At 66.8% G+C, this 12,904-nt stretch carries 12 protein-coding genes; 6 read left to right on the top strand and 6 right to left on the bottom strand.

The features are described 5' to 3' along the window. Positions 1-49: 49 nt before the first annotated feature. From OG975_RS23800 to OG975_RS23790, 3 genes are all read right to left on the bottom strand, one after another. A complete protein-coding gene (locus OG975_RS23800; RefSeq protein ID WP_406331365.1) occupies positions 50-1,318 on the bottom strand; it encodes an MFS transporter in 1,269 nt (422 codons plus the stop codon). 101 nt (positions 1,319-1,419) lie between these two features. Further along, on the bottom strand, positions 1,420-2,502 hold the full coding sequence (locus tag OG975_RS23795) for an inositol-3-phosphate synthase (RefSeq protein ID WP_327430069.1): 1,083 nt from the start codon (positions 2,500-2,502) through the stop codon (positions 1,420-1,422). Positions 2,503-2,545: 43 nt separating this feature from the next. Further along, the gene (locus OG975_RS23790; protein WP_327430068.1) at positions 2,546-3,229 is read right to left on the bottom strand and encodes a helix-turn-helix transcriptional regulator; all 684 of its coding nucleotides are present in this window, start codon (positions 3,227-3,229) and stop codon (positions 2,546-2,548) included. A 374-nt stretch (positions 3,230-3,603) separates the two neighbouring features. Here OG975_RS23790 and OG975_RS23785 point away from each other — a divergent pair, with 374 nt between their 5' ends. Next, positions 3,604-6,312, top strand: a complete 2,709-nt coding sequence (locus OG975_RS23785) for a transglycosylase domain-containing protein (protein ID WP_406331364.1) — start codon at positions 3,604-3,606, stop codon at positions 6,310-6,312. 118 nt (positions 6,313-6,430) lie between these two features. Continuing rightward, positions 6,431-7,936 carry a glycosyltransferase family 87 protein gene (locus OG975_RS23780; RefSeq protein ID WP_406331363.1) on the top strand — a complete coding sequence of 502 codons (1,506 nt, stop codon included), beginning with the start codon at positions 6,431-6,433 and terminating at the stop codon, positions 7,934-7,936. Between the two features lie 92 nt (positions 7,937-8,028). Here OG975_RS23780 and OG975_RS23775 read toward each other — a convergent pair whose 3' ends face one another. The 3 genes from OG975_RS23775 to OG975_RS23765 all read right to left on the bottom strand — a co-directional run bounded on the left by OG975_RS23775 (position 8,029) and on the right by OG975_RS23765 (position 10,809). Beyond that, the gene (locus OG975_RS23775; protein ID WP_327430065.1) at positions 8,029-9,060 is read right to left on the bottom strand and encodes an alanine racemase; all 1,032 of its coding nucleotides are present in this window, start codon (positions 9,058-9,060) and stop codon (positions 8,029-8,031) included. 152 nt (positions 9,061-9,212) lie between these two features. Next, positions 9,213-10,334, bottom strand: a complete 1,122-nt coding sequence (gene femX / locus OG975_RS23770) for a peptidoglycan bridge formation glycyltransferase FemX (RefSeq protein WP_327430064.1) — start codon at positions 10,332-10,334, stop codon at positions 9,213-9,215. Positions 10,335-10,497: 163 nt separating this feature from the next. Next, complete coding sequence (locus tag OG975_RS23765; protein ID WP_406331362.1) at positions 10,498-10,809, bottom strand: hypothetical protein; 312 nt, start codon at positions 10,807-10,809, stop codon at positions 10,498-10,500. A gap of 288 nt (positions 10,810-11,097) precedes the next feature. Between OG975_RS23765 and rpsF the strand changes: the two genes are divergently transcribed. From rpsF to rplI, 4 genes are all read left to right on the top strand, one after another. Then, the gene (gene rpsF / locus OG975_RS23760) at positions 11,098-11,388 is read left to right on the top strand and encodes a 30S ribosomal protein S6 (RefSeq protein ID WP_005482942.1); all 291 of its coding nucleotides are present in this window, start codon (positions 11,098-11,100) and stop codon (positions 11,386-11,388) included. A 75-nt stretch (positions 11,389-11,463) separates the two neighbouring features. Then, positions 11,464-12,063 carry a single-stranded DNA-binding protein gene (locus OG975_RS23755; protein ID WP_406331361.1) on the top strand — a complete coding sequence of 200 codons (600 nt, stop codon included), beginning with the start codon at positions 11,464-11,466 and terminating at the stop codon, positions 12,061-12,063. A gap of 57 nt (positions 12,064-12,120) precedes the next feature. After that, complete coding sequence (rpsR, locus tag OG975_RS23750) at positions 12,121-12,357, top strand: 30S ribosomal protein S18 (protein WP_003949403.1); 237 nt, start codon at positions 12,121-12,123, stop codon at positions 12,355-12,357. An 18-nt stretch (positions 12,358-12,375) separates the two neighbouring features. After that, complete coding sequence (gene rplI / locus OG975_RS23745; RefSeq protein WP_189187153.1) at positions 12,376-12,822, top strand: 50S ribosomal protein L9; 447 nt, start codon at positions 12,376-12,378, stop codon at positions 12,820-12,822. Positions 12,823-12,904 lie beyond the last annotated feature (82 nt).

Here is a 12,904-nt window from a genome sequence, read left to right as displayed (position 1 = left end):
CTGTGACAACGCAGTAGTCAGGAGGGGCTCTGTGGCACTGATGTGACACTTACTGCAGTTCAAAGCGGGCCATAGCGATAGCAATTGCCGCGTAGAGCGCTGCCACGGTGACGACGAGGGAAACCGAGCGTCCGTCAGAAGGCAGTATCAGGGCGGCTACTGCGGCCGCGCCGACGAACGCGACGTTGAACAGGACGTCGTAGACGGAGAAGATCCGGCCGCGGAAGCCGTCGTCGACCGAGGACTGGATGATCGTGTCCGTGGCGATCTTCGCGCCCTGTGTCGTCAGCCCCAGGATGAAGGCGGCGACCAGCATGGGGGCAGCGGCGAACGGCAGGCCGAGCGCGGGCTCCAGGATCGCGGCGGCGCCCGCGCACGCGACGATCCACCCGCCGGGCCCCAGCCTGCCTACCGCCCAGGGCGTCACCACGGCCGCCACGAAGAAGCCCGCCCCCGAGACACCGACGGCCAGCCCCAGCAGCGCGAGTCCGTTGTCCGAGCCCGACTCGGGTGCCCAGGCGTACCGGCAGAGCATCAGCACCATGACGGTCAGAGCGCCGTAGCAGAAGCGCATCAGCGTCATCGCCAGCAGCGCCCAGACCGCCTCCCGCCGTGCGGGCTCGGCCAGATGGCGTACGCCCGCCGCCAGGCCGCGTGCGGTGCCGACGAGTGCCTTGGCCAGATGCGGCTGCGTCAACTGCTGGTCGGGGCCGAGCAGTTCCGGGGCGATACGCAGGGAGGCGAGCGCCGCGCAGAGGTACAGGGCCGCCCCGACGAGGACGACCGCCGCGTCGGAGTCCGAGGCGACCAGCCGTACGACGAACGCGAGACCTCCGCCCAGGGTCGCGGCGAGTGTTCCGGCGGTCGGCGACAGAGAGTTGGCCATCACCAGGCGGTCCGAGTCGACGACTCTGGGCAGCGCGGCCGAAAGGCCGGCCAGGACGAAGCGATTGACCGCGGTGACACACAGCGCGGAGACGTAGAAGAGCCAGTCGGGCACGTGGCTCAGCATCAGGACAGCCGTCACACACGCCAGCGCGGTCCGCAGCAGGTTGCCGTACAGGAAGACCTGGCGGCGCCGCCAGCGGTCCAGCAGGACGCCGGCGAAGGGGCCGATGAGGGAGTACGGGAGCAGCAGCACCGCCATCGCGGAGGCGATCGAGGCCGCCGAGGTCTGCTTCTCCGGTGAGAAGACGACGTAGGTGGCGAGCGCGACCTGGTAGACCCCGTCGGCGCCCTGGGACAGCAGCCGTATGCCGAGCAGGCGCCTGAAGCCCTGGAAGCGCAGGAGGACGCGCAGGTCACGCACGACAGCCATGGGGCACAGCCTCACATACGAGGAGGGTCCCCGGGCGGAATGCCCGGGGACCCTCAACGACGTTCACAGAGATGTGCTTTGACGCACGGCTCCCTGTCTCGTCAGCGCTCGACCTCGCCCTTGATGAACTTCTCGACGTTGGCGAAGGCCTCGTCGTCGAAGTACTGGACCGGCGGGGACTTCATGAAGTACGAGGACGCGGAGAGGATCGGGCCGCCGATGCCGCGGTCCTTGGCGATCTTCGCGGCGCGCACGGCGTCGATGATGACACCCGCGGAGTTCGGGGAGTCCCAGACCTCGAGCTTGTACTCCAGGTTCAGCGGAACGTCACCGAAGGCACGGCCCTCGAGGCGGACGTACGCCCACTTGCGGTCGTCGAGCCACTGCACGTAGTCCGACGGGCCGATGTGGACGTTCTTCTCGCCCAGGTCGCGGTCCGGGATCTGCGAGGTGACGGCCTGCGTCTTCGAGATCTTCTTGGACTCGAGGCGGTCGCGCTCCAGCATGTTCTTGAAGTCCATGTTGCCGCCGACGTTGAGCTGCATGGTGCGCTCAAGACGGACACCGCGGTCCTCGAACAGCTTCGCCATCACACGGTGCGTGATGGTCGCGCCGACCTGCGACTTGATGTCGTCACCGACGATCGGGACGCCGGCCTCGGTGAACTTGTCCGCCCACTCCTTGGTGCCGGCGATGAAGACCGGGAGGGCGTTGACGAAGGCGACCTTGGCGTCGATGGCGCACTGGGCGTAGAACTTCGCCGCGTCCTCGGAACCGACGGGCAGGTAGCAGACGAGGACGTCGACCTGCTTGTCCTTGAGGATCTGGACGACGTCGACCGGGGCCTCGGGGGACTCCTCGATGGTCATGCGGTAGTACTTGCCGAGACCGTCGAGGGTGTGGCCGCGCTGGACCGTGACGCCCTTGTTCGGGACGTCGCAGATCTTGATGGTGTTGTTCTCGCTGGCGCCGATGGCGTCCGAGAGGTCGAGGCCGACCTTCTTGGCGTCGACGTCGAAGGCGGCGACGAACTCGACGTCACCGACGTGGTAGTCGCCGAACTGGACGTGCATCAGGCCGGGCACCTTGGCCGCCGGGTCGGCGTCCTTGTAGTACTCGACGCCCTGCACCAGCGAGGCGGCGCAGTTGCCCACGCCGACGATGGCTACGCGAACCGAACCCATTCCGATTGCTCCCTGTATGTACGTAGTGAAACCCCAACGGGTCTCACCTGGTGGTGTCGTCGGACGGATCCGGCCGGGTGCTGTCCCGGTGCCGGGGCAGGCCGCCCGTCTCTCCAGATGTGTTGTCCTGCTGAGCGGAGCCTTCGGAGGCGGAACCCTTGACGTCCCGTCCCGCTCGCTCGCTCTCGATGAGCTCGTTCAGCCAGCGCACTTCGCGCTCCACGGACTCCATTCCGTGGCGCTGGAGCTCAAGGGTGTAGTCGTCGAGGCGCTCCCGGGTGCGCGCCAGTGAGGCGCGCATCTTCTCCAGGCGCTCCTCGAGCCGGCTGCGGCGGCCCTCCAGTACGCGCATGCGTACGTCGCGTGACGTCTGTCCGAAGAACGCGAAGCGGGCGGCGAAGTGCTCGTCCTCGTACGCGTCGGGACCCGTCTGCGAGAGCAGCTCCTCGAAGTGCTCTTTACCTTCCGCCGTCAACCGGTAGACGATCTTGGCGCGACGCCCTGCGAGTGGAGCTGCGAGGGCGTCCTCGGGTGTGGAACCCGATTCCTCGATCAACCAGCCGTTGGCGACCAGCGTCTTGAGGCAGGGGTAGAGCGTCCCGTAGCTGAAGGCACGGAACACACCCAGTGACGTATTGAGTCGTTTGCGCAGCTCATAGCCGTGCATCGGGGACTCGCGGAGCAGGCCGAGTACGGCGAACTCGAGGATCCCGGAACGCCGGCTCATCGTCGCCTCCTCCCTGTCGCTGCCTCGTCGGCACGGTCTTTATGCCGCGCTGATGTATCGACTCGATACATCAGCACGATAGAACGGTCATGCGGATGCGACAAGTGGGGTCACGGTGAACGGCGTCACATCACCGATTCATACGAAGCAAGTTGCCTGATTTGGGGTGAACTTCGGAGCTAGGTGGGTTTTGACGGTGCGTAGTCTGTGCGGCATGCACACCACCGGGAACCAAGTGACGCCTGGGGGCGTCATCGTCCTCGGTGCAGTACGGGTGAATGCGCAAACGACCGCATCCGTACTTCGGGGGGACCGGAAACCAGCTGCCGTTTCCAGGCGCGCGCGGGTGCGCCTGCCCGAGGAGTAATCGTTCGATGAGCGAGCACCGTCGCAAAACGCCGCAGCCGCAGGGCGGCGGTCGTGCCGCGGCCCGACGCGGCCAGCCCGGCCCGCCCGAAGGCCGCCGCGCGGCACCGCGTGGCGCCACCGAGTCTCCTTCCGACTCCTATGGCTCGGGGGGTGAAGAGCGCCCGTACGGTGGCCGTGCCGAGGCCCGACGGGCGGCACAGAGAGGCAGTAGTAGTAGCGGCGGCCGGCGCAGATCGGCCGACGGCGCGGGACGCGGCGGCCCCGGAGGCGGTGGCGGCCGGCGTGGCGGCCCCGAGGGTCCGAACGGGCCCGGGCGCGGCCGAGGCCGTTCCGGGCCGCCCGCCAAGAAGCGGATCATCGACTATCCGCGCGCGGGCAAGTACGGCGTGGGGCGCTGGGTTCCGTCCTGGAAGCTGGTGACGGGGCTGTTCATCGGCTTCTGCGGCAGCCTGGTCGCTGTGGCCGGTATCGCGTACGCGATGGTCTCGGTCCCGAAGGTCGCCGACACCGCCACCGCGCAGAACAACGTCTACTACTGGGCCGACGGCAGCGAGATGGTCGCCACCGGTGGTGAGACCAACCGCCAGATCATCAACTACGACCAGATCCCCGAAGCGATGCGGTACGCCGTCATCTCGCAGGAGAACAAGACCTTCGAGAACGACAGCGGCATCGACCCGAAGGGCATCGCCCGCGCTTTCTACAACATGGCCAAGGGCGGTCAGACGCAGGGCGGCTCGACCATCACCCAGCAGTACGTGAAGAACGCGATGCTGGACGACCAGTCGCAGACGATCTCGCGGAAGTTCAAGGAGCTCTTCGTAGCGATAAAGGTCGGCGCCACGGTCAAGAAGGAAGACATCATGGCCGGCTACCTGAACTCCGCGTACTTCGGTCGCGGGGCCTACGGTATCCAGGCGGGCGCGCGCGCGTACTTCAACAAGGACGCCATCAAACTGAACCCGAGCGAGTGCGCCTTCCTGGCGGCGATGCTCAAGGGCGCCACGTACTACGACCCGGCGGGTGCGACGGAGGTCGACACGGCTGCAACAGCCAAGGCCAATACGAAGCGGGCCACGATCCAGTGGAAGGACACCCTGGACAAGGAGGTCGAGTACGGCCACCTGAGCGCCGCGAAGCGGGCCACGTACAAGGAACTCCCCAAGTGGCAGAACCCGCGGTCGAACACCCAGCTCAGCGGCCAGATCGGCTATCTCGTCGATCTCGCCAAGGGCTACATCATCAACAACACCAAGATCACCGCGAGCGAGCTTCAGCAGGGCGGCTACTCGATCCACACGACCTTCGACAAGAAGAAGGTCGACGCGCTCACCAAGGCCGTGGACAAGGTCCGCAAGGCGAACATCAAGCCCAAGCTGCGCCCGAAGACGGACAAGTACGTTCAGTTCGGCGGGGCCTCCGTCAACCCGGCCACCGGCGCGATCGAGGCCATATACGGCGGTGAGGACGCGACCAAGCACTTCACCAACAACGCCGACCAGACCGGCGCCCAGGTGGGTTCGACGTTCAAGCCCTTTGTGCTGGCCGCCGCCATGTCGTGGGGTGTCAGGAACCCCGACGGCGATCCGGTCCAGGCGCAGGACGAGCGCACCATCGTGTCCCCGAAGAGCCTGTACAGCGGTAAGAACAAGCTCAAGATCGAGGACTACGACGGGACTATCTGGACGGACAAGAACGGCAACGAGTGGCGGCAGAAGAACGACGGCCAGCAGTCGTACAACCCGCCCAGCTACAAGATCGACCTGCGTGAGGCGATGCGCGAGTCCGTTAACTCTGCATATGTCCAGTTGGGTATGGATGTCGGCCTGGACAAGGTCAAGGAGGCCGTCCTGGATGCCGGCATCCTGCAGTCGAGCCTTGCCAGCGCCAACTATCCGTCCTTCTCGCTGGGCACGTCCTCTCCGAGCGCGATCCGTATGGCTGGTGCGTACGCCACCTTCGCCGCCAGCGGCAAGCAGAACGATCCGTACTCGGTCAAGGAGATCACCAGCAAGGACGGCACGGTCTTCCGCCACAGGGAAGTCGCCAAGCCCAAGGAGGCGTTCACCGCGGAGGTCGCCGACAACGTCACCGACGTCCTGAAGACCGTGGTCGAGAAGGGAACCGGTACCAACGCCCAGCTGACCGGTCGTGAAGTGGCCGGTAAGACCGGTACCACCGACGGCAACAAGTCCGCCTGGTTCGTCGGGTACACCCCTCAGCTGTCGACGGCGATCGGCATGTACCGCATGGACGACGACGAGACCAGCAAGAATCGCGAGTTCCTGCAGATGTACGGCACGGGCGGCGAGAAGACGATTCACGGTGCCTCGTTCCCGTCCCAAATCTGGCGCGACTACATGGAGCAGGCGCTCAAGGGTGAGAAGGCGGTGGACTTCCCGACGCCCACGGACATCGGCAAGGTCCTCAATGACACCCCGAGCCCGAGCGCGACCCCCTCGCCCACCGCGAGCGCGACGGAGAGTGCGACGCCGACTCCGACGCCCAGTGAGTCCGTGACGTCTCCTTCGCCCTCGACGAGCGAGACCTGCGGGAACTTCGGCTGGAGCTGTAGCGACACGGGTGGCACCAGCACGGGTGGCACGAGCACCGGTAGTACGGACGGAGGGGTGACCGCCACCCCAACGGAAACCACCACCAGTACCACCAGGGGCAACGGCAATGGTGGAATCTTCGGAGGATCGAGCGGATAGCCGTCTCCGCGTGTGTTTCACGTGAAACACACCGTTTCACGTGAAACGAGGGCCGCCGCACCGATCAGGTGCGGCGGCCCTCGGCGTATTCCTAGGCGCGTACGGCAGGATGTGCGGCATGCCCAGTGCAGAGACGACGCGAGTGAGCGTGCACGAGCCAGAGCTGGTACGGCCGACCAAGGAGGACGAGGTCGCCGCGAGCGGCAGTGAGCTGATCGGCGGCCCCATCGGGCGACGGGCCCTGCTCGGGACGTCCTGGTGGACGCCTGTGCGGGTTGTCGCGCTCATCGCGATCGGGATGTTCGCCCTCGGCATGGTGCAGAAGCTGCCCTGCTACGACAGTGCCTGGTTCTTCGGCGCCAGCTCGCAGTACACGCACGCGTGCTACTCGGACATCCCGCACCTCTACCAGGGGCGCGGCTTCGCCGACGGTCTTGTGCCGTACTTCGACAAGATCCCCGGCGACATGGACTACCTCGAGTACCCGGTGCTGACCGGTGTCTTCATGGAGGTGGCGGCCTGGCTCACCCCGGGCAGCGGGAGCATCCAGGTCCAGGAGCAGACCTACTGGATGGTCAACGCCGGGATGCTGATGGTGTGCGCGGCGGTCATCGCCGTATGCACCGCGCGCACCCACCGTCGACGCCCCTGGGACGGCCTCCTGGTCGCCCTCGCGCCCGCCTTCGCGCTCACGGCCACCATCAACTGGGATCTCCTCGCTGTGGCCCTGCTGGCCGCTGCGATGCTCATGTGGTCGCGGGGGCGCGCTCTGGCGTTCGGCGTGTTGATCGGGCTCGCCACGGCCGCCAAGTTCTATCCGTTCCTGGTGATGGGACCGCTCTTCCTGCTGTGCTGGCGGGCCGGCAAGTGGCGCGAGTTCGGGACCGCGCTGCTCGGCGCCGTCGGGGCCTGGCTCGCTGTGAACCTTCCGGTGATGTACCTGGCGCCGGAAGGGTGGGCGAAGTTCTACAGCTTCAGCCACGACCGCGGGGTGGACTTCGGGTCGGTCTTCCTGTTCATCTCGAACTGGCTGAAGATCGCGATCACCGCCGACACCGCGAACACGTGGGCGCTGATCATGATGCTGCTCCTCTGCGCGGGCCTGACCGCCCTGACGCTCACCGCACCGCGCCGCCCCCGCTTCGCCCAGCTCGCCTTCCTGATCGTCGCGGCCTTCATCCTCACCAACAAGGTCTACTCGCCCCAGTACGTGCTGTGGCTGGTCCCCCTCGCCGCGCTGGCCCGGCCGCGCTGGCGGGACTTCCTGATCTGGCAGGCGTGCGAGGTCGCGTACTTCCTGGGGATCTGGATGTACCTCGCGTACACGACCAGCGGGGAAGCTCACAAGGGACTGCCGACCGACGGGTACCAAATCGCCATCGCTGTCCACCTGTTGGGGACGCTGTACCTGTGCGCGGTAGTCGTACGCGACATCTTCATGCCGGAGCGCGACATGGTGCGCCGAGCTGGTGACGACGACCCGTCGGGCGGTGTCCTGGACGGTGCGGAGGACGTCTTCGTACTCGGTGCCGCGGCCCATCCACCGCGGCACGCGGCGCACTTCGACGGGCCGCAGGTGGAATGGGGCAGCCGGAGTGGAGCAGCCGGAGACCGTTCGCCCTGAGCGAACAGAGCGTAGGGAAGCCACGCAAAAGGCCGTACACGGTGTCCGTGTACGGCCTTTCGGCTGTCTCCGAGCGGGTCGAAGCCAGAGGGTCAGCGTTCGACGATGCGGTCGAACTGCGTGGTGGTGTGCCGCAGGTGGGCCACCAGCTCGTCGCCGACCTTCGGCTCCGTGGCGTCCGAGGGTACGAAGAGGATCGAGACCTGCATGTGCGGGGGCTCCGCGAACCAGCGCTGCTTGCCCGCCCACACGAACGGCGAAAGGTTCCGGTTGACCGTCGCGAGGCCGGCACGGGCGACGCCCTTGGCGCGCGGCATGACGCCGTGCAGGGCCTTCGGGGCCTCCAGACCCACTCCGTGCGACGTACCGCCCGCCACGACGACGAGCCAGCCGTCCGAGGCCACCTTCTGCTGCCGGTAGCCGAAGCGGTCGCCCTTGGACACACGCGTGACGTCCAGGACGGCCCCGCGGTACTCGGTCGCCTCGTGGTCCCCCAGCCACAGCCGCGTGCCGATACGCGCGCGGAAGTGGGTCTGCGGGAACTGCTGCTGCAGCCGCGCGAGTTCCGCGGCCTTGAGGTGGCTGACGAACATCGTGTGCAGCGGCAGACGGGCCGCGCGAAGGCGGTCCATCCAGCCGATGACCTCCTCGACGGCGTCCGAGCCGTCGGTGCGGTCCAGCGGCAGGTGGATCGCGAAGCCCTCCAGCCGGACGTTCTCTATGGCGGAGTGCAGATGCGGCAGGTCTTGCTCGCTGACACCGTGCCGCTTCATCGAGGACATCACCTCGATGACGACACGGGCGCCCACGAGGCCGTACACGCCGTCGATGGACGACACCGAGCGGATGACACGGTCGGGCAGCGGTACGGGCTCCTCGCCCCGCCTGAACGGCGTCAGGACCAGCAGATCGCCGCCGAACCAGTCCTTGATCCGGGCGGCCTCGTACGTGGTGCCGACGGCGAGGACGTCGGAGCCGAGGCGGGTGGCCTCGTCCGCGAGCCGTTCGTGGCCGAAGCCGTAGCCGTTGCCCTTGCAGACGGGGACAAGACCCGGGAACTGCTCGGACACCTGCTTGTGGTGTGCCCGCCAGCGCGCGGTGTCGACGTAGAGCGTGAGCGCCATGGCCGGTCCCGGAACCTTTCTCGTGGCTGCGGTGTATCAGAGGTATGAAAGGAAATTGTGGCGGATCCGCGGGGCCGACGTGGCGATGCCGGGCCGGATCAATGGCTCAGCATGCGGTGTGGGATGCGGTGGGGGGTTGTTTTCGGTCTGGTTCAGCGGCGCGACATGTAGATGTCGAGCGCCTTGTGGAGCAGCTTGTTCAGCGGGAAGTCCCACTCGCCGAGGTACTCGGCTGCCTGCCCGCCCGTGCCCACCTTGAACTGGATCAGTCCGAAGAGGTGGTCGGTCTCGTCCAGCGAGTCGGAGATGCCGCGCAGGTCATAGACCGTCGCACCCAGGGCGTACGAGTCGCGCAGCATGCGCCACTGCATCGCGTTCGAGGGCCGGAACTCACGTCCGATGTTGTCCGATGCGCCGTACGAGTACCAGACGTGCCCGCCGACGACCAGCATCGTGGCGGCGGACAGGTTCACGCCGCCCCGCCGGGCGAAGTAGAGCCGCATCCGGTTGGGGTCCTCGGTGTTGAGGGCCGTCCACATGCGCTGGAAGTACGACAGCGGGCGGGGCCGGAAGTGGTCGCGGATCGCGGTGATCTCGTACAGCCGCTGCCACTCCTCCAGGTCCTGGTAGCCGCCCTGGACGACCTCGACGCCCTCTTTCTCGGCCTTCTTGATGTTGCGGCGCCACAGCTGGTTGAAGTTCTTGTGGACCTCTTCCAGGGAGCGGTTGGCCAGCGGCACCTGGAAGACGTAGCGGGGCTGGACGTCGCCGAAGCCGGCGCCGCCGTCCTCGCCCTGCTGCCAGCCCATGCGGCGCAGCTTGTCGGCCACCTCGAAGGCGCGCGGCTCGATGAAGTCCGCCTCGATGTCGCGCAGGCGCTTCACGTCCGGGTTCTGGATGCCGCCCTTGATGGACGCGGCCTCCCAGCGCCGGATGATCACCGGAGGGCCCATCTTCACGGAGAAGGCGCCCTGCTGCTTGAGGTGCGCGAGCATCGGCTGCAGCCAGTCGTCGAGGTTCGGCGCGTACCAGTTGATGACCGGACCCTCGGGCAGATAAGCGAGATAGCGCTTGATCTTGGGCAGCTGGCGGTACAGCACCAGGCCCGCGCCGACCATCTCGCCGGTCCTGTCGTCGAACCAGCCGAGGTTCTCGGAGCGCCACTCCGCCTTGACATCTGCCCAGGCCGGGACCTGCATGTGGCTCGCCGAGGGCAGACTCTGGATGTATGCCAGATGCTGCTCTCGGCTGATGGTCCTCAGGGTCAGGCTCATTCGGGGCGCTCCTCGGGCTGGTGTGTCCCCATGGGTACAGGGGCTCCGGCTCTCGCGCCGAAGCCTACTGCGCCCTGCGAGCGCCCCGTCTGGCCGTATGGAACCTGGACCCCGGGGACGGAGCGTGAAGCGTCCCCGGGTCAGGGGAAAACGGACGTTCGACTCAGAACACACCGCCGAAGAGGCCGCCGTGGGCTAGGCCGATGTAGAAACCGACGGCCGAGAAGCCGAGCCCCAGAATCAGCCCGAAGCGCTCTCGTGTCGTCTCGGAGATGAACTGCCCGTAGGCGCCGGTGAGGATCCCGACGAGGCCGGCCCAGGAACTGAGCAGATGCAGACTGTCGAACATCGACGAGACGAAGGCCGTGATCCCGCACACCAGGGTCACCGCGAGCAAGGTGTCCTGGAGCGGATGCGGCTTGCCGTCCGTGGCGAAGAGTGAGCCGGTGGTGTTGGGTCGCAATACCTGTGCCATAGGGCACCTCCTGCGGAAGGCGGCGCATCGTAGCGCCATACACACCCGATGTGTACAGATTGACGGTCAACCCGGTCGGATTTCAACCGGAAGCCGGTGTGCGGGTACTCTGTACCCTCTGCACCGGTGTCTGCCCAGGCTCATGGCCAGGTCACGACAGGGATTGCCGCTCGGTTCACCGATCGGGGAGCCCGATTGTCAGTGGCGGCCGATACCGTTGCGTACGCATCACAACCCTCCTGCCACGGAACGACCGTGGCCGTTGAGTCCAAAGGAGGTGGGTTCCACATGCGTCACTACGAGGTGATGGTCATCCTCGACCCCGATCTGGAGGAGCGCGCTGTCGCCCCCCTGATCGAGAACTTCCTCTCCGTCGTCCGTGAGGGCAACGGAAAGGTCGAGAAGGTCGACACCTGGGGCCGTCGTCGTCTCTCGTACGAGATCAAGAAGAAGCCCGAGGGCATCTACTCGGTCATCGACCTGCAGGCCGAGCCTGCGGTCGTCAAGGAGCTCGACCGCCAGATGAACCTGAACGAGTCGGTCCTCCGGACCAAGGTCCTCCGTCCCGAGACCCACTGAGCTCCGCTCAGCTGATCTCGGGCATCGAGTAGCAGCACTAAGCAGCCAGCAGCAAACCCGCCGAGAGGTTCCCCCATGGCAGGCGAGACCGTCATCACGGTCGTCGGCAATCTTGTCGACGACCCCGAGCTGCGCTTCACCCCTTCCGGTGCGGCGGTCGCGAAGTTCCGTGTCGCGTCCACCCCCCGCACCTTCGACCGTCAGACCAATGAGTGGAAGGACGGCGAGAGCCTGTTCCTGACCTGCTCGGTCTGGCGTCAGGCGGCGGAGAACGTCGCCGAATCGCTTCAGCGAGGCATGCGCGTCATCGTGCAGGGCCGGCTGAAGCAGCGGTCCTACGAGGACCGTGAGGGCGTCAAGCGCACGGTCTACGAGCTGGACGTCGAGGAAGTCGGCGCCAGCCTGAAGAGCGCCACGGCCAAGGTCACCAAGACCACCGGTCGAGGTGGCCAGGGCGGTTACGGCGGCGGTGGCGGCGGCCAGCAGGGCGGCGGCTGGGGCGGAGGCTCCGGCGGCGGTCAGCAGCAGGGTGGCGGCGCTCCCGCCGAAGACCCCTGGGCGACCAGCGCTCCTGCCGGTGGCAACCAAGGCGGCGGCGGTGGCGGCGGCTGGGGTGGAAACTCCGGCGGCTCCGGCGGCTCCGGCGGCGGCTACTCGGACGAGCCCCCCTTCTAGGCCCCCGGGCCGAGGGTGGGCCGTACCCCCACTTCTTGATCACACAGGAGAAACACCATGGCGAAGCCGCCTGTGCGCAAGCCTAAGAAGAAGGTCTGCGCTTTCTGCAAGGACAAGGTCACGTACGTGGACTACAAGGACACGAACATGCTGCGGAAGTTCATTTCCGACCGCGGCAAGATCCGTGCCCGCCGCGTGACCGGCAACTGCACGCAGCACCAGCGTGACGTCGCCACGGCCGTGAAGAACAGCCGTGAGATGGCGCTGCTGCCCTACACCTCCACCGCGCGATAAGGGAAGGGTGACCGAAACATGAAGATCATCCTCACCCACGAGGTCTCCGGCCTCGGTGCCGCGGGCGACGTCGTTGACGTCAAGGACGGTTACGCTCGCAACTACCTGATCCCGCGGAACTTTGCGATCCGCTGGACCAAGGGCGGCGAGAAGGACGTCGAGCAGATTCGTCGTGCTCGCAAGATCCACGAGATCGCGACCATCGAGCAGGCCAACGAGATCAAGGCCCGCCTCGAGGGCGTGAAGGTCCGTCTGGCCGTTCGCTCCGGCGACGCCGGTCGTCTCTTCGGCTCCGTCACCCCGGCCGACATCGCCTCGGCGATCAAGGCTTCCGGTGGCCCCGAGGTCGACAAGCGCCGCATCGAGCTGGGCGCGCCCATCAAGACCCTGGGCGCCCACGAGACGTCCGTGCGTCTGCACCCCGAGGTTGCCGCCAAGGTCAACATCGAGGTTGTCGCTGCCTGAGTGCAGCGCTCGGCATAGCTGAGAGAAGGGCCGCACCCCACGGGGTGCGGCCCTTCTGCGTGCCGCTAGTGTGCGGCCGCCT

It is taken from the genome of Streptomyces sp. NBC_00203 (assembly GCF_045206325.1).
GTDB classification, from domain to species: Bacteria; Actinomycetota; Actinomycetes; order Streptomycetales; family Streptomycetaceae; genus Streptomyces; species Streptomyces lutosisoli.
This window is presented reverse-complemented; position numbering and strand designations above follow the sequence as displayed.

Coding starts and splice junctions, on each gene's coding strand:
- OG975_RS23800 (WP_406331365.1), bottom strand. CDS start 1,318: ATGGCTGTCGTGCGTGACCTGCGCGTCCTCCTGCGCTTCCAGGGCTTC.
- OG975_RS23795 (WP_327430069.1), bottom strand. CDS start 2,502: ATGGGTTCGGTTCGCGTAGCCATCGTCGGCGTGGGCAACTGCGCCGCC.
- OG975_RS23790 (WP_327430068.1), bottom strand. CDS start 3,229: ATGAGCCGGCGTTCCGGGATCCTCGAGTTCGCCGTACTCGGCCTGCTC.
- OG975_RS23785 (WP_406331364.1), top strand. CDS start 3,604: ATGAGCGAGCACCGTCGCAAAACGCCGCAGCCGCAGGGCGGCGGTCGT.
- OG975_RS23780 (WP_406331363.1), top strand. CDS start 6,431: ATGCCCAGTGCAGAGACGACGCGAGTGAGCGTGCACGAGCCAGAGCTG.
- OG975_RS23775 (WP_327430065.1), bottom strand. CDS start 9,060: ATGGCGCTCACGCTCTACGTCGACACCGCGCGCTGGCGGGCACACCAC.
- femX (WP_327430064.1), bottom strand. CDS start 10,334: ATGAGCCTGACCCTGAGGACCATCAGCCGAGAGCAGCATCTGGCATAC.
- OG975_RS23765 (WP_406331362.1), bottom strand. CDS start 10,809: ATGGCACAGGTATTGCGACCCAACACCACCGGCTCACTCTTCGCCACG.
- rpsF (WP_005482942.1), top strand. CDS start 11,098: ATGCGTCACTACGAGGTGATGGTCATCCTCGACCCCGATCTGGAGGAG.
- OG975_RS23755 (WP_406331361.1), top strand. CDS start 11,464: ATGGCAGGCGAGACCGTCATCACGGTCGTCGGCAATCTTGTCGACGAC.
- rpsR (WP_003949403.1), top strand. CDS start 12,121: ATGGCGAAGCCGCCTGTGCGCAAGCCTAAGAAGAAGGTCTGCGCTTTC.
- rplI (WP_189187153.1), top strand. CDS start 12,376: ATGAAGATCATCCTCACCCACGAGGTCTCCGGCCTCGGTGCCGCGGGC.